Source organism: Mixta theicola (assembly GCF_002895925.1).
Lineage (GTDB): Bacteria > Pseudomonadota > Gammaproteobacteria > Enterobacterales > Enterobacteriaceae > Mixta > Mixta theicola.
This window is the reverse complement of the sequence record NZ_NWUO01000003.1, coordinates 133905-160129: the sequence shown is the minus strand read 5'-3', so window position 1 is coordinate 160129 and position 26225 is coordinate 133905. Positions and strand designations below refer to the sequence as shown.

Here is a 26225-nt window from a genome sequence, read left to right as displayed (position 1 = left end):
TGGCGAACCCTTATGCGCTGGCTATCAGCGCCTCCAGCTCAACCCGGCTGGTAACCTTACTGTCAATTTTGATATAGGCGCTGCGCTCTTCAGGCACGATAAACACGGAAGAGACGCCGCGCTGCGCTTTGAGCTGCTGTTCAAGGCGCGGATTGTTCAGCGCATTATCATCCAGTACGATGCGCAGGCTGCTGACATAGGGCGGCTCCTGCATGGTGCTGCTGAGCAGCAGCCACAGCGTAGCGACAATGGCGCCCAGCAGAAATACCGTTTGCGCATCAAAGCGATCGAACACCCAGCCGCCCATGCTGCCGCCTATCGCCACGCCTAAAAACTGACTGGTGGAGTAAATGCCCATCGCCGTGCCTTTATAACCGGCAGGTGATTCTTTACTGATTAACGAAGGCAGAATGGCCTCCATCAGATTAAAGGCGAGGAAAAATAGCTGCACGCCAACGACCAGCGTCCAAAAATGATTGCCGGCGCCCCACAGAACAATCTCGGCGATTAAAATCAACGCGACGCAGCAGATAAATACCCGCTTCATGCGGCGCTTAACTTCGGCATAGATGATAAAGGGCACCACGCCAACAAACGCCACCAGCATGGTGATCAGGTAAACCTTCCAGTGCTGCTCCGCCGGGAAACCCGCCTGTTCAAACTGGCCGGGCAGGGCAACGAAGCTCGACATCAGCAGAATATGCAGGCAGAGAATGCCGATATTCAACTTCAACAGGCGCGGCTGCATCAGCACTTCGCGAATGCTGCCTTTTACCATGCCCGATTCGCGATTCAGTACATGGTGCGGAGCGTTAGGCACGATCAGCAGCGTAATCACAATACCGCAGCTGGCCAGGATGGCGATCATCCAGAACAGCGCGTGCAGGCCGAGCGCATGGGTAATTATCGGGCCCAGCACCATCGCAATAGCAAACGTCACGCCAAAGCTGATGCCGATAAACGCCATCGCTTTGGTGCGGTTCTGCTCACGCGTAAGGTCAGAGAGCAGCGCCATAACGGCGGCGGCAATCGCCCCGGAGCCCTGCAGGGCGCGGCCAAGGATGACACCCCAAATCGAGGTGGTGCTGGCCGCAATGATGCTGCCGAGCACAAAAACCAGCAGGCCGCCGACAATTAACGGTTTACGGCCAATACGATCGGAAAGCAGGCCAAAAGGTATCTGGAAAATAGCCTGAGCCAGCCCATAAATACCAATCGCCAAACCAATGAGCGCTTCGCTTGCACCCTGTAAAGCCATGCCGTACGTGGTCAGCACCGGCAAAACCATAAACATGCCCAACATACGCAAAGAGAATACGGTGCCTAAACCCCAGGTCGCGCGCAGCTCAACCTGTGTCATTTTGTTATCGTTCATTGCAACCTCAGTATTATCACTGACACTATTTTAAGGAGCAGGGCAGGGCGGGTAAAACGGAAGTGTTTAAGCAGTCGTAACAAAAAGAAAGGGCGCAATAAGCGCCCTTAGTGATATTGCTTACGATTAGCGTACGTAAGTTAGCAGATTCTGCGACGCCGGCGCCATAAAGTCGACCGACATCATCACGCTTAGCGCCGTGATAGCGACGATGGAGAACACAAACAGTTTACGAGCCCAAACGCGATCGTTTGACGTTTTGTAACCTGAAAGCGCCATGCCCAGCCACCAAACGCTTACTGCCGCCGCAACCACCAGATATTTGTAGCCAGCGTAGCCGCCCAGCGTCAGCATCAGCGTGGCAATCATAAACGCCAGAATATAGAGCGTAATATGATTTTTTGCCACGGAGATCCCTTTCACTACCGGCAGAACCGGGATATTCGCCGCCTGGTAATCTTTAAAGCGGAAGATAGCAATCGCATAGGAATGCGGCATCTGCCACAGGCTAAAGATAGCCAACAGGATCAGCGCGCCAGCATCAAACTCGTTAGTCACTGCGCAGTAGCCAATGACCGGCGGCGCAGCGCCGGACAGACTACCAATCAGCGTACCGTAGACTGATTTACGCTTCATATAGAGGCTGTAAATGCCGACGTATACCACGAAGCCCATGACCGCCAGCCACATGGCCAGCGGGTTTGCTCCGAAATACAGCAACGCAAAGCCAGCAATACCTAATGCGGTTGCATAAACCAGGGTTACTTTCACAGAGATGAGGCCTTTTACCAGCACTCGATTCTTGGTTCTCTCCATTTTTCTGTCGATGTCGCGGTCGATAAAGTTGTTATAAACACAACCTGATGCGACCACCAGTGAGACACCAACCAGGGCGGTGAGAAACAGGGTGTAATCGATACTGCCTTTCGAAGCCAGCAGAAAACCCCCGATAACAGAAATTAAATTCCCGAAAATAATTCCTGGTTTTGTTACTTGCAGGTATTGCTTAATCATTACGAGCGACTCTTTAGTGGGGCATCATCATGTTGTAGTTGAGGTTCCACATGATCCACAGCGAGCCGACGACGACAATCAGAATAATTATGGCGGAGAAGATAATCGCCACAAAGTTCCAGCCGCCTTCAGATTTGGTATCAAGGTGCAAGAAGTAGACCAGGTGAACCAGCACCTGAACTACCGCACACACCAGAACCACGCTGAGAATTGTGCCATGCGAAGCGCCGCCATCCATTACCATCCAGAACGGAATAGCCGTCAGGATGATAGAGAGGATGAAGCCAATCATGTACGACTTCACGCTACCGTGAGATGCGCCATGTTCGTTAACAGAATGACTCATTACATGGCTCCCATCAGATAGACAACGGTAAATACGCAGATCCATACCACATCGAGGAAGTGCCAGAACAGACTCAGACACATAACGCGAGCGCGGTTAGTCGCAGTCAGACCATTTTTAGCGATCTGGAACATCAGAACCAGCATCCAAATCAGACCGGAAGTCACGTGCAGACCGTGAGTACCGACCAGCGTAAAGAAGCCGGACAGGAAGCCGCTGCGATTCGGGCCGAAGCCTTCTTCGATCAGATGATGGAATTCATAGAGTTCCATCCCGATAAAGCCAAGACCGAACAGGAACGTCAGCGCCAGCCAGCGGTTAACCGCACCTTTGCGGCCGTTGTTCATGCCGATAACGGCCATACCGTAAGTAATGGAGCTCAACAGCAGCAGGGCGGTTTCGACCAGTACGAACGGCAGTTCGAAAATGTCTTTACCTGCCGGTCCACCGGCAGTGTTATTGACCATGACTGCATAGGTCGCAAACAACGTTGCGAAGATAATGCAGTCGCTCATCAGGTAGATCCAGAAGCCAAAAACCTTATTGGCTCCCGCATCGTGATGCCCATGCTCCGCATGGGCGTCGTGCTGTTTAGACAGTGTTTGTGCCATTATTTCAGACCTGCTTTGCTGATATCTTTGAAGTGCTGATTCTCAATTGCTTCGATCTCTTTGACCGGAACGTAGTAATCAACGTCTTCATCGAAGCTTTTAACGATCCAGCTAACAATCATCGCCACGAAGGACAGACCCATCAGCCACCAGATATGCCAGATGGCAGCGAAACCAAAGAGGGTAGCGAACAGGGCGATAATCAGGCCCGCGCCGCTGTTTTTCGGCATATGGATCTCTTCGTAATGAGCAGGTTGCTTATACGCTTCGCCTTTTTCTTTCATTTCCCAGAAGGCATCACGCTCATTGATGTGCGGAACCACTGCGAAGTTATAGAACGGCGGCGGAGAAGAAGTAGACCACTCCAGCGTACGGCCACCCCACGGGTCACCCGTCAGATCGCGGTTCAGATGACGATCGCGGATAGAAACCCAGAACATGATTATCTGGCTAATGATACCCAGACCAATCAGGCCAGCACCTACAGCGGCAACAACCAGCAGAGAATGGAACTGCGGATCGATGTCCTGGCTCAGACGACGGGTCATACCCATAAAGCCCAGCGCGTACAGCGGCATAAAGGCGGTGAAGAAGCCGATAATCCAGAACCAGAAAGCGCGTTTACCCCAGGTTTCGTTCAGGGTGAAACCAAATGCTTTCGGGAACCAGTAGGTCACACCGGCCATACAACCGAATACCACACCACCGATGATGACGTTATGGAAGTGCGCGATCAGGAACAGACTGTTGTGCAGCACGAAGTCAGCACCCGGAACCGCCAGCAGCACACCGGTCATACCACCTACAGAGAAGGTGACCAGGAAGCCTACGGTCCACAGCATGGCAGAGTGCATCTGAATGCGGCCCTGGTACATGGTGAACAGCCAGTTAAAGATCTTAACGCCGGTCGGGATGGCGATAATCATCGTCATAATGCCGAAGAAGGCGTTAACGTTCGCGCCTGCACCCATGGTGAAGAAGTGGTGCAGCCAAACGATAAAGGACAGAATGGTAATAACAACCGTTGCCCATACCAGTGAGGTATAACCAAACAGGCGTTTTTTCGAGAACGTAGCAACAACTTCTGAGAACACGCCGAAGACCGGCAGAACCAGAATATAAACTTCCGGATGGCCCCATACCCAGATCAGGTTGACATACATCATCATGTTGCCACCCATATCATTGGTAAAGAAATGGAAGCCCAGATAACGGTCAAGGGTCAGCAGCGCCAGCGTAACGGTCAGTACCGGGAACGCGGCGATGATCAGGACGTTAGTACACAGCGATGCCCAGGTGAAAACCGGCATTTTGAACATGGTCATGCCCGGCGCACGCATTTTCAGGATAGTAACGAAGAAGTTAATACCCGTTAATGTCGTACCGATACCGGAAAGCTGCAGACTCCAGATCCAGTAATCTACCCCAACGCCCGGACTGTATTCAGCGCCTGACAGCGGCGGATAGGCCAGCCAACCGGTCTGAGCAAACTCACCCAAGCCCAGAGACAGGTTAACCAGGATCACACCAACGGCCGTGAACCAGAAACTCAGGTTATTAAGGAAAGGGAACGCCACGTCGCGCGCGCCGATCTGCAGAGGAACAGCGATGTTCATCAGACCAACAACGAACGGCATCGCTACGAAGAAGATCATAATCACGCCGTGGGCGGTAAAGATCTGGTCGTAGTGATGAGGAGGCAGGAAGCCCGCTTCCCCGGCAGAGGCCAACATCTGCTGGCCGCGCATCATGATGGCATCCGCAAAGCCACGCACCAGCATGACAAATGCCAGGATCACATACATGATACCCAGTTTTTTGTGGTCGACTGACGTCAGCCATTCTGACCACAAGTATTTCCACTTACCAAAGTAAGTCAGCGCAGCGACAAGGGCCAGACCACCAAGAATGATGGCGGCCACCGTAACCATGATAATTGGCTCATGGTACGGCACTGCATCCAGTGTTAATTTTCCGAACATCGTATTATTCCTCGGCTCCCGCGTGAGAGGCTTCACTCATGTCCATGCCTTCATGACCTGACATGTCCATCTTCCCGTGGTTCGTCATGAATTTATCAATAACCTGCTTGAACAATTCAGGATTCGCACTGGAGAAGTACTCAACCGGATGATTTTCGCTTGGCGCAGCCAGTTTCTCGAACTCATCCATAGTGGTTAAGGTATTCGGTGCCTGTTTCGCTTTGGCTACCCATTGCTCGAAGCTTGCCTGATCGGGAGTCGCAATAGCGTTAAACTTCATTCCTGAGAAACCACGGCCGCTAAAGTTAGACGAGATGCCTTTAAAGGTACCCGCTTCGTTAGCAATCAGGTGCAGTTTGGTCTGCATCCCCGCCATCGCGTAGATCTGGCTGCCGAGCGTCGGAATGAAGAAGGAGTTCATTACGGAGTTTGAGGTGATCTTGAAGTTCACCGGAGTATTTACCGGGAATGCAATTTCATTAACCGTTGCAATACCCTGTTCCGGATAAATGAACAACCATTTCCAGTCCAGAGCGATAACATCGATCTCAACCGGCTTCACGTCAGAAACCAGCGGTTTGCCAGGTTCCAGCGCGTGGGTTGATTTCCAGGTCAGCACGCCGAGGAAAAGAATGATCAGGATCGGAACGGTCCAGACCACCGCTTCCACTTTATTGGAGTGTGACCAGTTAGGGCTATATTTTGCATTCGTGTTGGACGCACGATATTTCCATGCGAACACCACGGCCATCAGAATTGCAGGTATAACAACGATCAACATCAAGCCAAAGGCTGTCAGTATCAGCGAACGTTGCTCCATTGCAACCTGTCCTTTGGGATCTAACAACGCACTATCACAGCCACTTAACAATAAAGTGCCTGCAATTAATGACAAAATCCCCAAACTTTTATTGTATTTCCTGAGTCTCATTTAACGACCTCAATGACAAGGGCTCTATTGTCGTTTAAGTGTGGCGGCATTTTACGGGAAGGTTTATGCAGTGTAAACCAGCTTAAGAACGTGTCAGCGGGGTGTTGACACCTTTTGCCAAGGGTGTCACATCTGTTGCAGAAAGTGACAGAATATTAATAGAGACAGGCGCTTGAGTTAATATAACGAAAAAAGATGACTCAAATGAGTTACATGAAAGGATGATTCTAAAAAACGAAATCGGGCCTCAACAGTTTAACAAATTTGTATCATTTGAGTGATAATTATTAAACATAAATAATTACGCACCGTTTTTTAATATTAGACGCTGTTGGTTAAACCGGACGGATAATTTTTTTTTGCGGAATTAGTAGGTAAAAAAATTTAACACCGGGGACTATTTTGAGTCCGGACGGAAACTATTTTTACCGTCCGGCTTAATTAAGCGGATAACGTTTTGCGCTGCGCCAGATAGTCCAGCAACGTACCGGTAAATATACCGATCAACATTAGTAAACAGCCGACGTTAAATAAAGGAAGCAGCGACGGCAGCCTCAGCAATCCGCTGGCCCCAAGCGCCAGCGCTAACAGCCAAAGCGCCAGCAGCGCGCCGCCTGTCACCAACAGACGCAGCGCCCAGCGATAGCCGGAAGGCCAGTGCTGACGTGGGTTAAATGGCTGGCTCTCCTGCGACTGCAGCAGGCTCTGTTTGCTGGCTGCCAGCAGCAGCAGACCGGGTAGGGCGGCAACCACGGAAAAAGCGTAAAACGTTGGCCATCCCCACAGCTCCACCAGCCAACCGGCCGCCGGACCGACATAAACGCGGCCCACTGCCGATAGCGCCGACAGCAAAGCGAACTGCGTAGCGGAAAACGAACGGTTGCACAGGCTCATCAGCAACGCGACAAAGGCGGCGGTGCCCATCCCGCCACACAGGTTTTCCACAAATACCGCGCTGGCCATACTCCACATATGGGGCGGCGTAACGGAAAGCAGCCACCAGGCAAGATTAGAGAAGGCCTGTAGCATGCCAAACAGCATTAGCGCCCGAAACAGACTCAGGCGCTGCATGAGCATTCCGCCATACAGCGCGCCGATAATGGTCGCCAGCAGCCCAAGCGATTTATTAACCAGCCCGACGTCGCCGGCAGAAAAGCCGACGCCGCGAATAAGAAAAGTGGTCGTCAGGCTGGCGGCGAAAGCATCTCCCAGCTTATAAAGGACGATCAGCGACAGCATAAGCCAGGCGTTGTTGCGGTTAAAGAAGTCACGCAGCGGCGCCATGACCGCTTCTTCCAGCGTATGCGGTCGGGTAGCCACGTCGGTCGGCTCCCGCGCCAGCAGGGTGGCAATGAGTCCGGGCAGCATCATGAGCGCCATCAGCCAGTATGTCGCCTGCCAGCCTAAATAGCGATCCGCCAGCCACAGCGCCAGCCCGCCCGAAACCAGCATCGCCAAACGATAGCCCAGTACGGTGATCGCCGCGCCGCTACCGCGTTCCTCCGGCGGCAAAATATCGGTTTTCCACGCATCAAATACAATATCCTGCGAGGCGGAACAGAAGGCGACCAGCACTGCCAGCGCGGCCAGTAAGGTCAGATGATGCGAAGGCTCCATACAGCCCATCAGCGCAATGCCGCCGATCAGCAGAAGCTGCGTAATCAATAGCCAGCCCCGACGCCGTCCCAGAAAAGAGGGCGTAAAGCGATCCATCAGGGGGGACCAGAGAAACTTAAAAACATAGGCTTGTCCAACCAGCGAGAAAAAGCCGATGGTTTTAAGATCCACGCCCTCTACCGTCATCCACGCCTGTAGCGTACCGGAAGTAAGAGCAAGAGGAAGGCCGGAAGCAAAACCCAGCAGGAGCAGGATGGCTGCATTGCGCTGGGTAAAAATACGCAGAAACTGATTATCCATAACGACTTTTTTCCTGTAGGCAGGCCCGGCATCCCGCCGGGCTACCGCAAATCATTAACGTGCGTTCTGCTTGATAAAACTGCTAACACTGGTGTCCTGCGCCATATCGGAAATGACATCGCTCAGGGTAGAGTTAACGGCTTTGGTGATTTTTTCATTGGTGGCGTTAAATGCGCCCTCTACGCTGTAGGTCTGACGATAGTTTTTTACCTGCTTATTGCCGTTCTTCGCGCTGGCAATAATAGAAATGTCCGCTTTGGTGGTGATGCTGTAGCGCAGGTTGCCCTGGGTCACATCGGCATACAGGTTGTTCACGACGATTTGCAAATCTACCGCGCCGTTAGGGCCGACCATATATCCGCGGGCGGTCATCTGTTTCTCCAGCACTTCCTGCAGCAGGAAACGCAGATCGCGGCTTGGCGTCAGGGTCACCAGCTGCGCGTCACGGGTGACTTTGGCCAGCGCCTGATCGGAACGTTGATCGGCACCGTTGATGCTAACCGTAACGCCCATCAGGCTGGGATCTTGCTGAGGCAGTTGAATAGCGGGTTGTACATCAATTGTATTGCTGTTGTTCGCACAGCCAGCCAGGATAAAGGCAGCCAGCAGAGGGAAGAAAAGTTTTTTTAGCATGCTTATTTTCTCGTAAGTCTGAATGATATTGCTGACAAAACAGCGGGCATCATATCATTGCGTTTCCGTGAAGAAAGCCCCGGCGGCGTGTAAATTCATCACTCCGCTTGTTTTTTCAACGTGGCGGAACGCGATTTGCTGCGGTTCGCGACGCGGTAGCGCTGTCCGCTTGTAACAAACGGTACAGTTTTTTTCGCATTAGCCGTGGAAACGGATCAAAACCGACTAATATTTAAAGGGATGGGGCGTAGCTCTCTGCCGTAGAGGAGTGGATGTCATGATTCGCGAACAAATAGAAGAAAAGTTAAGAACCGCCTTTCAACCGGCCCACCTGGAAGTTCATGATGAGAGTTATCGTCATAATGTCCCTGCGGGATCGGAGAGCCACTTCAAAGTGGTGATTGTCAGCGATAGCTTTACCGATCAGCGCTTTTTAATGCGTCATCGTGCTATTTACAGCACTCTGAGCGAAGAGCTGGAAGGCAGCGTACACGCACTGGCGTTGCATACCTATACGCTAAAAGAGTGGGAAGGACTGCAGGATACGGTACTTTCCTCACCTAACTGTCGCGGGGCAGGGATGTTAGCCTGAATCGAAGCGAGGAATTAACCAAAACGGCCTGAGGGCCGTTTTCTTTTGTCTGAATTTTGCGCGCTCCGGCGCGTTGCTGAGGTCATTTTTCGCTTATTTTCCGCCAAACTGCGAACCGGTGCCCGGTTTGCGTTCTCGACGCGGTAAAACGATGCCGCTATAATGCGGCGTCTATTTTTCCGGAATTGCTTCGGGACGCTTCTGGTAACAGGGAATGGGTTCTTCATCAGAGGCCGTCCCGGTTGTTGGATAGTGCAGGCTTTCGTTTGCGCTATCTGAAGTTGACCGAGCTCGTGATTTTTTGAGGTAACAAGATGCAAGTTTCAGTAGAAACCACTCAGGGCCTGGGCCGTCGCGTTACGATTACTGTCGCTGCTGACAGCATCGAGAACGCTGTGAAAAAAGAGCTGGTCGATGTAGCGAAGAAAGTCCGTATCGACGGTTTCCGTAAAGGGAAAGTGCCGATGAGCGTAGTGGCACAGCGTTACGGCGCATCCGTTCGTCAGGATGTGCTGGGCGATCTGATGCAGCGCAACTTTGTTGATGCCATCATCAAAGAGAAAATCAATCCGGCCGGCGCACCGAACTACGTACCGGGCGAATACAAACAGGGTGAAGATTTCACCTACTCTGTAGAATTTGAAGTTTATCCGGAAGTTGAGCTGCAGGGTCTGGACGCAATCGAAGTTGAAAAACCGATTGTTGAAGTGACTGATGAAGACGTTGACGCCATGCTGGATACCCTGCGTAAACAGCAGGCGAACTGGAAAGAGAAAGAAGGTGAAGCGGCCGCAGAAGATCGCGTTACCGTTGATTTCACCGGTTCCGTAGACGGCGAAGAGTTTGAAGGCGGCAAAGCCTCTGATTTCGTACTGGCTATGGGCCAGGGCCGCATGATCCCAGGCTTCGAAGAAGGCGTTGTTGGCCATAAAGCCGGCGACGAATTCACCATCGACGTGAAATTCCCGGAAGATTACCACGCGGAAAACCTGAAAGGGAAAGACGCGAAGTTCGCTATCGTGCTGAAAAAAGTTGAAGAGCGCGAGCTGCCGGAACTGACCGAAGAATTTATCAAGCGTTTCGGCGTGGAAGATGGTTCGGTTGCTGGCCTGCGTACGGAAGTGCGTAAAAACATGGAGCGCGAGCTGAAAGGCGCCGTGCGTAACCGTGTTAAAACGCAGGCAATTGACGGCCTGGTTAAAGCCAACGACATCGACGTGCCTGCTGCGCTGATTGACAGCGAAATCGACGTGCTGCGTCGTCAGGCTGCTCAGCGCTTCGGTGGCAATGAGAACCAGGCTCTGGAGCTGCCGCGCGAACTGTTCGAAGAGCAGGCTAAGCGTCGCGTAGTGGTCGGTCTGCTGCTGGGCGAAGTGATCCGCACCAACGAACTGAAAGCGGATGAAGATCGCGTGAAAACGCTGATCGAAGAGATGGCGTCTGCCTACGAAGATCCGCAGGAAGTGATCGAGTTCTACAGCAAAAATAATGAGCTGATGAACAATATGCGCAACGTCGCTCTGGAAGAGCAGGCAGTTGAAGCGGTACTGGAAAAAGCGAAAGTGACTGAGAAAGCCACTAAGTTCCAGGAACTGATGAATCAGACTTCAATGGCCTGATTTTTCAAGCCTTAAGTGCTGAAAGCCCGCTGCCGTAAGGAGCGGGCTTTTTATTTATCCCTTTCAGAAAACTCTTTTTGTGTACCTTTTTGGCTAATTAAGCGTCAGGTTATTCGGTATGATGTTATTCCGGGTTAGCGATTGAAGAAAACGTTGTTATGCTTGAAACAGCGGGCGCATGCCCCCAGATAGTTTTCCGAATATTGTGAAAAGTGAAAGGCTGGCTGATTGACCGTCCGGATAGCGTCGGAGAGTGGCAACGTGAAGCATGGTTTTCATGTTCTCACTTAAGTAGAATCGGTACAGAATGTTGCCAATGAAATTTATCCAGGAGACGGTAATGTCATACAATGGCGAACGTGAATTTTCCGCACCTAATATGGCGCTGGTGCCTATGGTGGTCGAACAAACCTCGCGCGGCGAGCGTTCTTACGACATTTATTCCCGCCTGTTAAAAGAGCGCGTCATTTTCCTTACCGGTCAGGTTGAAGATCATATGGCGAACCTGATCGTGGCCCAGATGCTGTTTCTGGAAGCGGAAAACCCAGAAAAAGATATTTATCTGTACATCAACTCACCGGGCGGCGTTATCACCGCAGGTATGTCGATTTACGATACGATGAAGTTTATTAAGCCGGATGTCAGCACCATTTGTATGGGACAGGCTTGCTCGATGGGTGCATTCCTGTTGACGGCGGGCACCAAAGGTAAGCGTTACTGCCTGCCTAACTCTCGCGTGATGATCCACCAGCCGCTGGGCGGCTATCAGGGCCAGGCGACGGATATTGAAATTCATGCCCGTGAAATTCTTAAAGTTAAACAGCGCATGAACGAACTGATGGCGGAACATACGGGTAAATCGCTTGAACAAATCGAGCGTGATACCGAGCGTGACCGTTTCCTCTCGGCGAGTGAGGCGGTAGAGTATGGTTTAGTTGATTCTATTCTTACGCATCGCCAATAAGACTCCATCCCGCTGCATACGCTATAGTTACAGCAGATAACGGGTGAAGAGTGGCTACGAATGAGGGCAGTCAATCTGGCTGCCATCGCCGCATTTGACTGCGGACGAGATAAATGAAGAGGTTAGCTGATGACAGATAAGCGCAAAGACGGTTCAGGGAAGCTGCTGTACTGCTCTTTTTGCGGTAAAAGCCAGCATGAAGTGCGCAAGCTGATTGCCGGGCCGTCAGTGTATATCTGCGACGAATGTGTCGATTTATGTAATGACATTATTCGCGAAGAGATAAAAGAAGTCGCGCCGCATCGCGAGCGTAGCGCGTTACCGACGCCGCACGAAATTCGCCATCATCTTGACGATTACGTTATCGGTCAGGAAAGGGCGAAAAAAGTGCTGGCGGTGGCGGTGTACAACCATTACAAACGCCTGCGCAACGGCGATACCAGCAACGGTATCGAACTGGGTAAAAGTAATATTCTGCTGATTGGTCCGACCGGTAGCGGTAAAACGCTGTTGGCGGAAACGCTGGCGCGTCTGCTGGATGTGCCCTTCACCATGGCTGACGCCACCACGCTGACCGAAGCCGGTTATGTGGGTGAAGACGTCGAGAATATTATCCAGAAATTGCTGCAGAAATGTGACTACGACGTGCAAAAAGCACAGCGCGGCATCGTCTACATTGATGAAATTGATAAAATTTCCCGCAAATCAGACAACCCGTCGATTACGCGTGATGTCTCCGGTGAAGGCGTGCAGCAGGCGTTGCTGAAACTGATTGAAGGCACGGTTGCCGCCGTACCGCCGCAGGGCGGACGTAAGCATCCGCAGCAGGAGTTTTTGCAGGTTGATACCTCTAAAATTCTGTTTATCTGCGGCGGTGCCTTTGCCGGTCTGGATAAAGTCATTTCCCAGCGTGTGGAAACCGGCTCCGGCATCGGCTTTGGCGCGACGGTAAAAGGCAAATCGCAGAAAGCATCGGAAGGCCAGCTGCTGGAGCAGGTTGAGCCGGAAGATTTGATCAAATTTGGTCTGATTCCTGAGTTTATTGGCCGTTTGCCGGTAGTGGCAACGCTCAATGAGCTGAGTGAAGAAGCGCTGATTCAGATCCTGCGCGAGCCGAAAAACGCGCTGACGAAGCAGTATCAGGCGCTGTTTAACCTGGAAGGCGTTGAGCTGGAGTTCCGTGACGAAGCGCTGACGGCAATTGCGCAGAAAGCGATGTCGCGTAAAACCGGCGCGCGTGGCCTGCGTTCTATCGTAGAAGCCGCTCTGCTGGATACGATGTACGATCTGCCTTCGATGGACGATGTAGAAAAAGTGGTTATTGATGAGTCCGTGATTGAAGGGCAGTCAAAACCGATGCTTATCTACGGATCTCACGAAGCGCAGCAGGCATCTGGCGAATAATTCGTCAACACAACCAGCAAGTTAGTTATAAAAGGGGGAAATTGTCCCCCTTTTGTTTTTCTCATGTCCCGGACATTGAATGTCTGGCAAACATCCCCATATACTCAAATACCTGTGGGTTCCCTGGCACATAGCCTGCACTATGCGGTACCCATCACCTGGCGGACTTTAAACTAAGAGAGAGCTCTATGAATCCTGAGCGTTCTGAACGCATTGAAATCCCTGTGTTGCCATTGCGCGACGTAGTGGTTTATCCGCACATGGTAATTCCGTTGTTTGTTGGTCGGGAAAAATCGATTCGGTGCCTCGAAGCCGCAATGGATCATGATAAAAAGATCATGCTGGTAGCACAGAAAGAGGCTTCAACGGATGAACCTGGCATTAACGATCTCTTCTCTGTAGGGACCGTTTCTTCTATTTTGCAAATGCTGAAACTGCCGGACGGCACCGTAAAAGTGCTGGTTGAGGGGTTACAGCGGGCACGTATTACCACGTTGGCCGATAACGGCGAACATTTTACCGCCCAGGCGGAATACCTGGCTTCTCCTGAGATTGAAGAGCGCGAGCAAGAAGTGCTGGTGCGTACCGCCATCAACCAGTTTGAAGGCTATATCAAGCTCAATAAAAAAATCCCGCCTGAAGTTCTGACCTCGCTGAATAGCATTGATGATGCCGCGCGCCTGGCCGATACCGTGGCGGCGCATATGCCGCTGAAGCTGGCCGATAAACAGTCCGTGCTGGAAATGTCCGACGTCAATGAGCGCCTGGAATATTTAATGGCGATGATGGAATCCGAAATCGACCTGCTGCAGGTAGAAAAACGTATTCGTAATCGCGTCAAAAAACAGATGGAAAAAAGCCAGCGCGAGTACTATCTGAACGAGCAAATGAAGGCCATTCAGAAAGAGCTGGGCGAAATGGACGATGCGCCGGATGAATATGAAGCGCTGAAGCGTAAAATCGACGCGTCCAAAATGCCGAAAGAGGCGCGCGAAAAGGCGGAAGCCGAGCTGCAGAAGCTGAAAATGATGTCGCCGATGTCTGCGGAAGCGACGGTGGTGCGCGGCTATATCGAATGGATGGTTCAGGTTCCCTGGAATGAGCGCAGCAAGGTGAAAAAAGACCTGCGTAAGGCTCAGGAAACGCTGGATACCGATCATTACGGCCTTGAGCGCGTGAAAGACCGCATTCTGGAATATCTGGCGGTACAGAGCCGCGTCAATAAAATCAAAGGGCCGATTCTGTGTCTGGTAGGGCCGCCGGGCGTGGGTAAAACCTCGCTGGGGCAGTCCATCGCTAAAGCGACCGGCCGTAAGTATATCCGTATGGCGCTGGGCGGGGTGCGCGATGAGGCAGAAATTCGCGGGCATCGTCGTACCTACATCGGCTCCATGCCGGGCAAACTGATCCAGAAAATGGCGAAAGTTGGCGTGAAAAACCCGCTGTTTTTGCTGGATGAGATCGACAAAATGTCATCTGATATGCGCGGTGACCCGGCTTCAGCGCTGCTGGAGGTGCTGGATCCTGAGCAGAACGTCGCTTTTAACGATCACTATCTGGAAGTGGATTACGACCTCTCTGATGTGATGTTCGTTGCGACCTCTAACTCAATGAATATCCCGGCGCCGCTGCTGGATCGTATGGAAGTGATTCGGCTTTCCGGCTATACCGAAGATGAAAAGCTGAATATCGCCAGGCAGCATCTGCTGCCGAAACAGATCGAACGTAACGCGCTGAAATCCAATGAAATTAGCGTAGACGACAGCGCGATCGTGGGCATCATTCGTTACTACACGCGTGAAGCCGGCGTGCGTAGCCTTGAGCGTGAGCTCTCCAAGCTGTGCCGCAAGGCGGTAAAAGCGCTGCTGCTGGATAAAAATCTGAAGCATATCGAGATCAACGGCGATAACCTGAAAGATTTCCTCGGCGTGCAGCGCTTCGACTATGGTCGTGCCGACAACGAAAACCGCGTTGGTCAGGTAACCGGTCTGGCGTGGACGGAAGTGGGCGGCGATCTGCTGACCATTGAAACCGCCTGCGTTCCGGGCAAAGGCAAGCTGACCTATACCGGTTCGCTGGGCGAGGTAATGCAGGAGTCGATTCAGGCGGCATTAACCGTAGTGCGCGCGCGTGCAGAGAAACTGGGCATCAACGGCGATTTCTACGAGAAGCGCGATATTCACGTACACGTGCCGGAAGGCGCAACGCCGAAAGATGGTCCCAGCGCCGGTATTGCCATGTGCACCGCGCTGGTTTCCTGCCTGACGGGCAATCCGGTGCGCGCTAATGTCGCCATGACCGGCGAGATCACGCTGCGTGGTCAGGTGCTGCCTATCGGCGGCCTGAAAGAGAAACTGCTGGCAGCGCATCGCGGCGGGATTAAAACGGTAGTGATCCCGGATGACAATAAGCGCGATCTGGAAGAGATTCCGGAAAACGTGCTGGCCGATCTGGATATTCATCCGGTCAAACGTATTGAGGATGTTTTGACGCTGGCGCTGCAAAATGCACCTTATGGGATGCAGGTCGCTACGGCGAAATAGTGACTAAAGACAAAATCAGTTAAAAAGCGTAGCTGGCAAGTCAAATGGGACTTGCCAGCTTTTTTTTGTGCCGCTAATTTAGAGGGCTGTTGAAACAGCGACCCAGAGAATTCCCGTTGTTTCGGCTCAACAACCTTGCTATAACTGGCTGCGCGTTCGCGTCTGGCTGGAAGTCGGCTGCGATAGTGAATAATAAAAGAGGGGATGAATAGAGTGAATAAGTCACAATTGATCGACAAAATTGCCGCAGACGCTGATATTTCTAAAGCGGCAGCAGGACGTGTTTTAGATGCTTTTATTGGCTCAGTTTCTGATTCACTGAAATCAGGCGAAGAAGTGGCTCTGGTTGGCTTTGGTACATTTTCTGTACGCGAGCGTTCTGAACGCACTGGCCGTAACCCGCAGACGGGTAAAGAAATTACCATTCCGGCCAGCAAAGTACCTGGCTTCCGTGCCGGTAAAGCGCTGAAAGACGCGGTAAACTGATTTACGGTCAACTCCATTAAAGCAATTTCTTCGGTGGAGAGAGGACTGATATTGCGTTCTCATGTAACATACGGGCACATCAGACAATTGATGTGCCTTTTTTATTCTGACAGGTGACAAACGTCAGCAGCGGATGTCAGAGCATGGCCAGGCACTGTCGGCCTGAAAGCAGCAACGCGCACGCCTGCAGGGATGGGGTGCCTGCGTGAGGTTTACATTCACATTACAGCGGAGTGTTGTCATACCATGATGGACAATTTACGCGCGGCGTCGAACCATGTCGTGCTCAAGATTATTCTGGGACTGATTATCCTGTCATTCGTGCTGACCGGCGTTGGCAACTATCTGATCGGCGGTAACGGCGATTACGCCGCCAAAATCAACGGCCAGGAAATCAGCCGCGCCCAGCTGGATCGCGCGTTTAACAACGAGCGTAGCCGCCAACAGCAAATGCTGGGCGAGCAGTTTTCGCAGCTGGCCGGTAATGCAGGCTATATGCAGCAGATGCGTCAGCAGGCGCTTTCTCAGCTGGTAGATGAAACGCTGCTGGACCAGTATGCGAAAGAGTTAAATCTGGGCATCAGCGATGAGCAGATCAAACAGGCCATCTTTAACCAGCCGGCGTTCCAGACCAACGGTAAATTTGATAACGCCAAATATCTTGGTCTGATTAACAGCATGGGCTTTACTGCCGATCAGTATGCCGAAGCGCTGCGCAAGCAGTTAACCACCCAACAGCTTATTTCAGCTATCGCCGGTACTGATTTCATGCTGAGCGGTGAAACAGATGCGCTGGCGGCGTTGGTTTCCCAGCAGCGCGTGGTACGTCAGGCCACGCTGAATGTGGATGCGTTGGCCGCTGCGCAGCAGGTTAGCGATGATGAAATCAAAAACTATTATGCTCAGCATAAAAGCAGTTTTCTGGCGCCGGAGCAGTTCCGCGTAAGCTACCTCAAGCTCGACGCGGCCAGCATGCAGGAAGCGGCCAGCGAAGCGGATATTCAGAGCTGGTACGAGCAGCATAAGGCAGAGTATGCCCAGCCTCAGCGTAACCGCTACAGCATTATTCAGGCTAAAAGCGAAGCTGATGCCCAGAAGATGCTGGATCAGCTGAAGCAGGGCGCGGATTTTGCCGCGCTGGCGAAAGAGAAATCCGCCGATCCTATTTCCGCGCGCAAGGGCGGCGATATGGGCTGGCTGGAACCTTCTACTACGCCGGATGAGCTGAAAGAGGCTAACCTGACCAGCAAAGGCCAGCTGTCAGGCGTGGTGAAATCCTCCGTCGGTTTCCTGATTGTGCGTCTGGATGATATTCAGCCGGAACAGGTGAAGCCGCTGGCGGAAGTGCATGACGCGATCGCGGATAAAGTGAAGCAGGAAAAAGCGCTGGATGCTTACTATAAGCTTCAGCAAAAAGTCAGCGATGCGGCAAGCAACGATAACGAATCGTTAGCCAGCGCAGAGCAGGCGGCAGGCGTTAAGGCCGTTGAGACGGCGTGGTTTGGTCGCGACAACGTTCCGGAAGAGCTGAACTTTAAACCGGTTGTGGATGCGATTTTCAACGGTAATCTGCAGGGTGAAAACGGCACGCCGGGTAGCAATTCCGATATGATCACCGTTGATGGCGATCGCGCTTTTATCCTGCGGGTAAACGAGCATAAGCCGGAAGCGGTAAAAGCGCTTGATGAAGTGAAAGCGCAAATCGCGGGAACGCTGAAGCATGACAAGGCTGAAAAACAGGCTAAAGCGCAGGCGGAAAAAATTCTTGCCGATCTGAAGGCGGGCAAACAGGATGCGTTAACGGCAGCGGGTCTGGCGTTCGGTGAGGCGAAAACCTTCACGCGTAGCGATCGTGACGCGATTGTCCAGTCGCTGTTTACGCTGCCGCAGCCGCAGGCGGGTAAACCGGTTTATGGCACCAGCGAAGATATGCAGGGCAACATTGTGCTGCTGGCGCTGGATGAAGTAAAAGCCGGAAGCCTGCCGGAAGCGCAGAAAAAAGCGATGGCGCAGGGCGTGGCGCAAAATAATGCGCAGCTGGTATTTGATGCGCTGTTAAGCAACCTGCGTAAGGATGCAAAAATTAAGTACGGCGCTGCGGTACAAATGCAGTAAATCCCGCATAAAAAATGCAATCCGTTGCAAATGAAAAGGCCGCTTTCGCGGCCTTTTCCACATCTTAACTTTGCCTTTTGTATTGAAAACCGGGTGCCCTTACTGTTTCTCCTGCTGTTACACACAAGGAGAAATCAGCATGCAAAAGAATTTACTTTCAGCGCTCTGCTTATCATTAACGATGGGCGCATTCTGCTGGACATTGACGGTTCCCGGCGCGTTGGCGGCCAGGGAGAGCGGCAGCGCTGTTCAACCAAAAGCAGCCAGCAATGCTAACACGACGCCGACGGCCACCAGGCCACCGACGGCTGAAGCCACGGTGAGCATCAACAGCGCATCGGCGCAGGAGCTGGCTTCGGTAATGAACGGTATTGGGTTAAAAAAAGCGGAAGCGATCGTTAGCTATCGTCAGCAGTTTGGTCCCTTTACGGAACTGGAACAGCTAAAAGAGGTGCCGGGGATTGGCAGCGCGCTGGTGGAGCGTAATCTGGCACGGCTTAAATTGTGATCCTGTTCCCGGCGCGAATGACAACTTTTCCGTCCACCGCGGGCCACTGCTAATCTGAAGAGGTCGTACCAGATCGTATGACCTTTAACAATGATAAGGCAAGGCGCTATGCAGACGTTAATAAAAGTACGTGGCTATCATCTGGATGTTTATCAACATGTTAATAATGCGCGCTACCTGGAGTTCCTGGAAGAGGCGCGCTGGGAATGGCTGGAAAAGCTAAACGCGCTTCACTGGCTTATGAAAAACAACCTGGCCTTTGTGGTAGTTAATATCAATATTAACTACCGACGCCCGGCGTTGCTGGGCCATGTGTTGTGCATCAATAGCCGGTTGCTGCAGCTGAACAGCAAGAGCGGGGTTATCGGACAGGAGGTTACGCTGGCAGAGGATGGCTCGGCGATTGCCGATGCGACGTTAACCTTTGTCTGTATCGATCTTAATACGCAAAAATCCTTGCCGCTGGAAGGCGAATTGCTGACGCGGATGGAAACATTGCTTGGCTAACGATGACAGCCGGGAAGGGCCCGGCTGTTTTTCACGAACGTTTAGCGTAAACCGGTTTTCTGCTGCATGCTGTGCATCACGGCAGCGCTATCTTCCTGATAGTTTTTCAGTCCGTTCGCCCGCAGATGACAGGCAGCACATTCACCGCAGCCGTCGCCCTTAATGCCGTTATAACAGGTCAGCGTATCCTGCCGTACCAAAGGCAGCTGCTGCCAGTAGTCCGCCAGCGCCCAGGTTTCCGCTTTATTCAGCCACATCAGCGGGGTTTCAAAACGTACGGGCCGGGCCATACCCAGTTCCACGGCGTGATTTAACGCCTTGACAAACTCATCGCGACAGTCCGGATAGCCAGAGAAATCCGTTTCGCAAACGCCGGTAATCACCGCCTCTGCCTCAACCTGATAAGCATAAATTGAGGCCAGGGTAAGAAAGAGAATATTGCGTCCCGGAACAAAGGTGCTGGGCAAACCGCTGGCGTTGGCGTCATATTGCGGCACCGGGATGTTATCGCGCGTCAGGCTGCTGATAGCCAGCTCATTCAGCAGCGTAACGTCCAGCACCTTATGGGCGCGCGCGCCAAGCCGAATCGCCAGTTCGCGCGCTACGTCGATCTCCTGACGATGACGCTGACCATAATCAAAGGTAACGCAGTGAACTTCGTCATATTGCGCTAACGCCTGAATCAGGCAGGTTGTGGAGTCCTGCCCGCCGCTGAAAACTACCACTGCTCGTTTCATTTTTTAGCCTTACTAAACGTATCCGGGCTTATGGTAATGCCTGTGACGCAAGAAAGGTAGCCTGCTGGCTGTTCGGATTAAGGCGGCTACTGCTGCAGGGGCGGGCGTATAGGGTTTGGTTAACCGCGCAACTGCTGCAGCCATGGCGTCAGGTCGCCCACCTGACTTTCGACCCATTGCGGATCATACCAGGTATCAAGGTAGCGCTCGCCGCTGTCGCATAGCAGCGTCACAATAGCGCCTTCACGCTGCTGCTGGCGCATACGTTGAGCCACCTGAATCGCTCCCCAGAAGTTGGTGCCGGTAGAGGCGCCGGGCTTCCTGCCGAGGATCTGGGCCAGATAGTGCATTGCGGCGGCGGAAGCCGCGTCGGGAACGCGCATCATCTCGTCAATCACATCGGGAATAAAAGAAGGCTCCACGCGTGGACGACCAATTCCCTCAATGCGACTGCCGCCGCCGCTGCGTAAGGAGAGATCGCGCCTGTGCCAGTAATCATGAAAAACTGAGTTTTCCGGATCCACGACCAACAGACGCGTTGCGTGTCCCTGATAGCGTAAGTAACGCCCAAGAGTCGCCGATGTGCCGCCAGTACCGGCGGACATGACAATCGTATCCGGGATGGGGAAAGGTTCGCTGGCCATCTGCCGAAAGATGCTTTCTGCAATATTATTATTGCCGCGCCAGTCGGTAGCGCGTTCAGCGTAGGTGAACTGGTCCATAAAATGGCCGTTAAGATCGCGCGCCAGCCGTTCAGACTCCTCATAAAGGGCACAGGGATCCTGAACGAAGTGACATCGTCCGCCGTAAAAAGTAATTTGTTCAACTTTGCGTCGCGCGGTGCTGGCAGGCATTACGGCAATAAACGGCAGGCCCAGCAAACGCGAAAAATAAGCTTCAGAAACGGCGGTGCTGCCGGAAGAGGCTTCGACAATCGTCGTTCCTGGCTTAATCCAGCCATTACACAGGCCGTAGAGAAACAGTGAACGGGCCAGACGATGCTTCAGGCTACCGGTTGGATGCGTGCTTTCATCTTTAAGATAAAACCAGATGCCCGGAAACTGGGGCAGCGTGAAACGGATCAGATGCGTTTCGGCGGAACGCTGAAAATCCGCATTGATTTCATTAATAGCGTATTTAACCCACTGACTGTTCATTATCCTGTTCCCCCGGCGATAAACGCCATAAGCGTAAGGCATTCAGCGGGAAAAAGGTTTGCCTTATTTCCTGTATAATAAAGGATCCTTAGCAAAAATTTCTCCAAAGAGGGCAGGTGTTGGATAAAATCGATCGCAAGCTGCTGGCGCTGTTGCAAAAGGATTGCACGCTATCGCTGCAGACATTGGCCGATGCCGTTAATCTTACGACTACGCCCTGCTGGAAGCGGCTTAAAAAGCTGGAAGATGACGGTATTATCCGCGGGCGCGTAGCGCTGCTGGATAGTGAAAAGCTGGGGCTGGGACTAACGGCCTTTATGTTGATTAAAACGCAACAGCATAATCGTGAATGGTATCAGGAGTTTGTTAGCGTGGTGCAAGGCCAGCCCGAAGTCATGGCGTTTTATCGTATGGCGGGCGAGTATGATTATCTGTTACGCATCCAGGTTGCTGATATGAAGCAGTATGATGCGCTCTATAAACGTCTGGTCAACGGCGTCAGCGGCCTTATCGACGTTACCTCCAGTTTTGCTATGGAAGAGATAAAATATACTACGGCATTACCTGTTGAACCTTGATTTTTTACCGCCTTTTAAGGCCGATCGTTTAACCTTGCAGGACAATTTTTTGTGCGATTGTTTAGCCAGTTAAGTTGGTATTTTCTCCGCGAGTGGCGGCGCTATTTCGGTGCGGTTTCCCTGTTAATCGTGATTGCGATTTTACAACTGCTGCCGCCCAAAATTGTGGGCATTATCGTTGATGGCGTTACGCAGCATCGCCTGAGCGCAGGCTCTGTCATGATGTGGATCGGCATTATGCTGGCGACCGCGCTGGTGGTATATCTGCTGCGCTACGTCTGGCGCGTACTGCTGTTTGGCGCTTCCTATCAGCTGGCGGTAGAGCTGCGGGAAGATTTTTATCGCCAGCTGAGTCGGCAGCATCCGGGATTTTATCTGCGCCACCGCACCGGCGATCTTATCGCGCGGGCGACTAATGATGTCGATCGCGTAGTCTTTGCCGCCGGTGAAGGGGTGTTAACGCTGGTGGATTCGCTGGTGATGGGCTGCGCGGTGCTGATTGTGATGAGTACCCAAATCAGCTGGCAGCTCACGCTGCTGGCGCTGGTACCGATGCCGATAATGGCGCTAATGATTAAGCGTTATGGGTCACAGCTGCATCAGCGCTTTAAGCTGGCGCAGGCGGCGTTTTCCTCCCTTAACGATCAGGCGCAGGAAAGCCTGACCAGCATTCGCATGGTGAAAGCCTTCGGCCTGGAAGATCACCAGTCCCGACAGTTTGCGGCGATAGCGGCCGATGCCGGTGAGAAAAATCTGCGCGTGGCGCGCGTGGACGCCCGTTTCGATCCCACTATTTATATCGCTATTGGCTTCTCTAATCTGTTGGCTATTGGCGGCGGCAGCTGGTTAGTCTGGCACCAGCAGATGACGCTGGGTCAGTTAACCAGCTTCGTTATGTATCTGGGCCTGATGATCTGGCCGATGCTGGCGCTGGCGTGGATGTTTAACATCGTTGAGCGCGGCAGTGCGGCATGGAGCCGCATCCGCACGCTGCTGTCAGAAGCGCCTGCGGTGGAAGACGGCAGTAAAATATTGCCGGAAGGACGCGGCGTGCTGCAGGTGGCGATTCGTGAATTTAATTATCCCGGCAGCGCGCAACCTGCGCTACGGAATCTGAATTTTAATCTCAAGCCAGGGCAAATGCTTGGCCTGTGCGGCCCGACCGGGGCAGGGAAAAGTACGCTGTTGAGCCTGATCCAGCGCCATTTCGATATTTCTCAGGGCGATATTCGCTATCACGGCATCCCGCTGACGCAGCTGCGAATCGATAGCTGGCGTGGGCGGCTGGCGGTAGTGAATCAAACGCCGTTTCTGTTTTCCGATACGGTAGCGAACAATATTGCGCTGGGTCGCCCCGGCGCCAGCCGCGATGACATCGAACGCGCGGCTAAGCTGGCGAGCGTTCATGACGATATTCTGCGTTTGCCGCAGGGATACGAAACCGAGGTGGGCGAACGTGGCGTGATGCTTTCCGGCGGTCAGAAACAGCGTATCTCCATCGCGCGCGCCTTGCTGTTGGATGCCGAAATCCTGATGCTGGATGATGCGCTTTCGGCGGTGGATGGACGTACCGAACATCAAATTCTGCATAATTTACGCCGCTGGGGGCAAGGGCGTACGGTCATTATCAGCGCCCATCGCCTGTCGGCGCTTACCGAGGCCAGTGAAATCCTGGTTATGCAGCAGGGCATCGTGGCGCAGCGCGGCGATCATAGCGCGCTGTTACGGCAGCAGGGCTGGTATAGCGATATGTATCGCTATCAGCAGCTGGAGGCGGCGTTGAATGAGGACGAAGTTAGCCGCAGCAGCGAGGAAAAACATCATGGCTGAGACCAGAAAACTTTGGCCGACGCTGAAAAGGCTGCTCTCCTATGGCAAGCCCTGGCGCAAAGCGCTGTCGCTGGCGGTGCTTATGCTGTGGGTCGCTGCCGCCGCTGAGGTGCTGGGGCCGGTTCTGATTGGTTATTTTATCGATCATTTAATCGCCCGGCACAGGATGCCCGTTGGGCTGGCAATTGGGCTGGCCTGCGCTTTTATTCTGCTTCAGGGGCTGGCGGCACTGCTGCATTACTGGCAGGCGCTGCTGTTTAACCAGGCGGCGGTGGGGGTTGTGCAGCGCTTGCGATCCGATGTGATGGATGCGGCTCTGCGTCAGCCGCTCAGCGCCTTTGATCGGCAGCCGGTTGGCCAGATTATTTCACGCGTTACCAATGATACCGAAGTGATAAAAGATCTGTGGATAACGGTTGTGGCGACCGTGCTGCGCAGCGCCGCATTGATTGGCGCGATGCTGATCGCCATGTTTAGCCTGGACTGGCGCATGGCGCTGGTGGCGGTAGTGATTTTCCCGCTGGTGCTCACCGTGATGCTGATTTACCAGCGTTACAGCACGCCGATTGTTCGGCGGGTACGCAGCTACCTGGCTGATATTAATAATGGTTTCAATGAAGTCATTAATGGCATGAGCGTTATCCAGCAGTTTCGTCAGCAGGCACGGTTTGGCGAGCGGATAGGTGAGGCCAGTCGTTCGCACTATCTGGCGCGCATGGAGACGTTGAGACTGGACGGTTTTCTGCTGCGTCCGTTGTTAAGCCTGTTTTCAGCCACCATTCTGTGCGGGCTGCTGATGCTGTTTAGTTTCTCTTCGGTCGGCGTATTTGCAGTCGGCGTGCTGTACGCCTTTATCAGCTACCTGGGACGGTTAAACGAGCCGCTAATCGAATTGACCACCCAGCAATCGATGTTGCAGCAGGCTATCGTGGCCGGCGAGCGTATTTTTGAATTAATGGATGCGCCGCGTCAGCATTACGGTCAGGAACAGCAGCCGTTACAAAGTGGCCGCATCGATATTGAACATCTTAGTTTTGCCTATCGCGACGGACGCAATGTGCTGGAAGATATTTCACTTCAGGTTGCTTCACGAAGTTTTGTCGCGCTTGTCGGCCATACCGGCAGCGGTAAAAGCACGCTTGCCAGCCTGCTGATGGGCTACTACCCGGTGAAGCATGGCCGCATTTTTCTGGATGGACGTCCGCTGGAACAGTTCAGCCATCAGGCGTTGCGTCAGAGCGTGGCGATGGTGCAGCAGGATCCGGTGGTGCTGGCTGACAGCTTTTTTGCCAATGTTACGCTGGGCCGCGTTATCAGCGAGCAGAAGGTATGGGAGGCGCTGGAAGCTGTACAGCTGGCCGAGTTGGCGCGCGGCCTCGCCGACGGCATCCATACGCGCCTCAATGAACAAGGCAATAACCTGTCGGTAGGGCAGAAACAGCTGCTGGCGCTGGCGCGCGTACTGGTTGCCGCGCCGCAGATCCTGATTCTGGATGAAGCGACAGCGAATATTGATTCCGGCACCGAACAGGCGATTCAGCGTGCCCTGCAGGAAGTCAGAAAGAAAACCACGCTGGTGGTTATCGCGCACCGTCTCTCTACGATTACGGAAGCCGATACGATTTTAGTGCTGCATCGGGGACAGGCTGTTGAGCGGGGGACGCATCAGCAGCTGCTGGCGCAGCAGGGTCGTTACTGGCAGATGTATCAGCTGCAGCAGGTAAGCCGTGAGCTGACAACGGGCATTGGCGAAGGGGCATAACGCTTTTTTGCACCTTTTTCAGGCGCGATTACCAGCATCTTCCCGGTAAATGCACGCTAAAGTTCCCTAACGCACCATAACGGTGCGTTTTTTCTTATTTCACCTGCCATATTTCCTCGTTAAGAGCGTATTTATCCTGACTGCGCGGCTTCCTGCGGCTCTTTTACTTTTTCCTCACGAATGGCACAGCCTTTGCTTTAGTCACCTGTGTCAGTGGCATGTTCAACATGATTAAGCGAGGGGAGCATATGAAGCTGGTTACCGTAGTCATCAAGCCATTCAAACTGGAGGACGTGCGCGAAGCGCTCTCTTCTGTCGGCATTCAGGGACTGACCGTAACAGAGGTTAAGGGATTTGGCCGTCAAAAAGGCCATGCTGAACTCTATCGTGGCGCTGAATATAACGTGAATTTTCTGCCTAAAGTCAAAGTCGATATTGCCATTGCCGACGATCAACTGGATGAAGTAGTTGATGTTATTAGCAAGGCGGCCTACACCGGCAAAATCGGTGATGGCAAAATTTTTGTTGCTGAGCTCCAGCGCGTTATCCGTATTCGCACCGGTGAAACTGACGAAGCCGCGCTTTAAACCGGGTTCTGTATATTGTGATGGGAT

The 26225-nt window shown here is 52.8% G+C and carries 23 protein-coding genes; 13 read left to right on the top strand and 10 right to left on the bottom strand.

Features of this window, described 5'->3' with window-relative positions:
• Window positions 1–10: 10 nt before the first annotated feature.
• The 8 genes from COO59_RS05660 to COO59_RS05625 form a co-directional block, all read right to left on the bottom strand.
• Window positions 11–1375, bottom strand: coding sequence for an MFS transporter (locus COO59_RS05660; protein ID WP_103058844.1), 1365 nt, complete (start codon window positions 1373–1375; stop codon window positions 11–13).
• 126 nt (window positions 1376–1501) lie between these two features.
• Window positions 1502–2389 carry a heme o synthase gene (gene cyoE, locus COO59_RS05655; RefSeq protein ID WP_103058843.1) on the bottom strand — a complete coding sequence of 296 codons (888 nt, stop codon included), beginning with the start codon at window positions 2387–2389 and terminating at the stop codon, window positions 1502–1504.
• A gap of 13 nt (window positions 2390–2402) precedes the next feature.
• On the bottom strand, window positions 2403–2735 hold the full coding sequence (locus COO59_RS05650; RefSeq protein ID WP_103058842.1) for a cytochrome o ubiquinol oxidase subunit IV: 333 nt from the start codon (window positions 2733–2735) through the stop codon (window positions 2403–2405).
• Complete coding sequence (locus COO59_RS05645; RefSeq protein WP_409371622.1) at window positions 2735–3346, bottom strand: cytochrome o ubiquinol oxidase subunit III; 612 nt, start codon at window positions 3344–3346, stop codon at window positions 2735–2737. The genes COO59_RS05650 and COO59_RS05645 overlap by 1 nt, the downstream gene beginning before the upstream one ends.
• Complete coding sequence (gene cyoB, locus COO59_RS05640; RefSeq protein WP_103058840.1) at window positions 3346–5328, bottom strand: cytochrome o ubiquinol oxidase subunit I; 1983 nt, start codon at window positions 5326–5328, stop codon at window positions 3346–3348. The genes COO59_RS05645 and cyoB overlap by 1 nt, the downstream gene beginning before the upstream one ends.
• A 4-nt stretch (window positions 5329–5332) precedes the next feature.
• Window positions 5333–6259, bottom strand: coding sequence for a cytochrome o ubiquinol oxidase subunit II (cyoA, locus tag COO59_RS05635; RefSeq protein ID WP_103058839.1), 927 nt, complete (start codon window positions 6257–6259; stop codon window positions 5333–5335).
• Between the two features lie 441 nt (window positions 6260–6700).
• Window positions 6701–8176: a muropeptide MFS transporter AmpG gene (ampG, locus tag COO59_RS05630; RefSeq protein WP_103058838.1), complete on the bottom strand. Its 1476-nt coding sequence runs from the start codon at window positions 8174–8176 to the stop codon at window positions 6701–6703.
• 54 nt (window positions 8177–8230) lie between these two features.
• The gene (locus COO59_RS05625; protein WP_103058837.1) at window positions 8231–8809 is read right to left on the bottom strand and encodes a lipoprotein; all 579 of its coding nucleotides are present in this window, start codon (window positions 8807–8809) and stop codon (window positions 8231–8233) included.
• 277 nt (window positions 8810–9086) lie between these two features.
• Here COO59_RS05625 and bolA point away from each other — a divergent pair, with 277 nt between their 5' ends.
• From bolA to COO59_RS05580, 9 genes are all read left to right on the top strand, one after another.
• The gene (gene bolA / locus COO59_RS05620; RefSeq protein WP_103058836.1) at window positions 9087–9401 is read left to right on the top strand and encodes a transcriptional regulator BolA; all 315 of its coding nucleotides are present in this window, start codon (window positions 9087–9089) and stop codon (window positions 9399–9401) included.
• A 314-nt stretch (window positions 9402–9715) separates the two neighbouring features.
• Window positions 9716–11020, top strand: a complete 1305-nt coding sequence (gene tig, locus COO59_RS05615) for a trigger factor (protein WP_103058835.1) — start codon at window positions 9716–9718, stop codon at window positions 11018–11020.
• Between the two features lie 340 nt (window positions 11021–11360).
• Window positions 11361–11984, top strand: coding sequence for an ATP-dependent Clp endopeptidase proteolytic subunit ClpP (gene clpP, locus COO59_RS05610; RefSeq protein WP_085067711.1), 624 nt, complete (start codon window positions 11361–11363; stop codon window positions 11982–11984).
• A gap of 129 nt (window positions 11985–12113) precedes the next feature.
• Window positions 12114–13388: an ATP-dependent protease ATP-binding subunit ClpX gene (clpX, locus tag COO59_RS05605; protein ID WP_103058834.1), complete on the top strand. Its 1275-nt coding sequence runs from the start codon at window positions 12114–12116 to the stop codon at window positions 13386–13388.
• Between the two features lie 188 nt (window positions 13389–13576).
• Window positions 13577–15931, top strand: a complete 2355-nt coding sequence (lon, locus tag COO59_RS05600; RefSeq protein ID WP_103058833.1) for an endopeptidase La — start codon at window positions 13577–13579, stop codon at window positions 15929–15931.
• Between the two features lie 213 nt (window positions 15932–16144).
• The gene (gene hupB, locus COO59_RS05595) at window positions 16145–16417 is read left to right on the top strand and encodes a nucleoid-associated protein HU-beta (RefSeq protein ID WP_038627591.1); all 273 of its coding nucleotides are present in this window, start codon (window positions 16145–16147) and stop codon (window positions 16415–16417) included.
• Window positions 16418–16663: 246 nt separating this feature from the next.
• Window positions 16664–18532: a peptidylprolyl isomerase gene (ppiD, locus tag COO59_RS05590; protein ID WP_103058832.1), complete on the top strand. Its 1869-nt coding sequence runs from the start codon at window positions 16664–16666 to the stop codon at window positions 18530–18532.
• 139 nt (window positions 18533–18671) lie between these two features.
• Window positions 18672–19040: a ComEA family DNA-binding protein gene (locus tag COO59_RS05585; RefSeq protein WP_103058831.1), complete on the top strand. Its 369-nt coding sequence runs from the start codon at window positions 18672–18674 to the stop codon at window positions 19038–19040.
• Between the two features lie 108 nt (window positions 19041–19148).
• On the top strand, window positions 19149–19547 hold the full coding sequence (locus COO59_RS05580; RefSeq protein WP_103058830.1) for a YbgC/FadM family acyl-CoA thioesterase: 399 nt from the start codon (window positions 19149–19151) through the stop codon (window positions 19545–19547).
• 41 nt (window positions 19548–19588) lie between these two features.
• Here COO59_RS05580 and queC read toward each other — a convergent pair whose 3' ends face one another.
• Both queC and COO59_RS05570 read right to left on the bottom strand, forming a co-directional pair.
• Window positions 19589–20284 (bottom strand): 7-cyano-7-deazaguanine synthase QueC, encoded by a 696-nt coding sequence (gene queC / locus COO59_RS05575; RefSeq protein ID WP_103058829.1) that lies wholly within the window; start codon window positions 20282–20284, stop codon window positions 19589–19591.
• Between the two features lie 119 nt (window positions 20285–20403).
• On the bottom strand, window positions 20404–21441 hold the full coding sequence (locus COO59_RS05570) for a PLP-dependent cysteine synthase family protein (RefSeq protein ID WP_103058828.1): 1038 nt from the start codon (window positions 21439–21441) through the stop codon (window positions 20404–20406).
• A 116-nt stretch (window positions 21442–21557) separates the two neighbouring features.
• On the opposite strand from COO59_RS05570, the gene COO59_RS05565 reads away from it, so the two are divergent.
• The 4 genes from COO59_RS05565 to glnK all read left to right on the top strand — a co-directional run bounded on the left by COO59_RS05565 (window position 21558) and on the right by glnK (window position 26198).
• Entirely contained in the window at window positions 21558–22019 is a 462-nt protein-coding gene (locus COO59_RS05565; protein ID WP_103058827.1) for an Lrp/AsnC family transcriptional regulator, read from the top strand.
• A gap of 51 nt (window positions 22020–22070) precedes the next feature.
• The gene (locus COO59_RS05560; RefSeq protein ID WP_103058826.1) at window positions 22071–23849 is read left to right on the top strand and encodes a SmdA family multidrug ABC transporter permease/ATP-binding protein; all 1779 of its coding nucleotides are present in this window, start codon (window positions 22071–22073) and stop codon (window positions 23847–23849) included.
• Window positions 23842–25611 (top strand): SmdB family multidrug efflux ABC transporter permease/ATP-binding protein, encoded by a 1770-nt coding sequence (locus COO59_RS05555; RefSeq protein WP_103058825.1) that lies wholly within the window; start codon window positions 23842–23844, stop codon window positions 25609–25611. The genes COO59_RS05560 and COO59_RS05555 overlap by 8 nt, the downstream gene beginning before the upstream one ends.
• Before the next feature lie 248 nt (window positions 25612–25859).
• Complete coding sequence (gene glnK, locus COO59_RS05550) at window positions 25860–26198, top strand: P-II family nitrogen regulator (protein WP_103058824.1); 339 nt, start codon at window positions 25860–25862, stop codon at window positions 26196–26198.
• The last annotated feature ends 27 nt before the right edge of the window (window positions 26199–26225 follow it).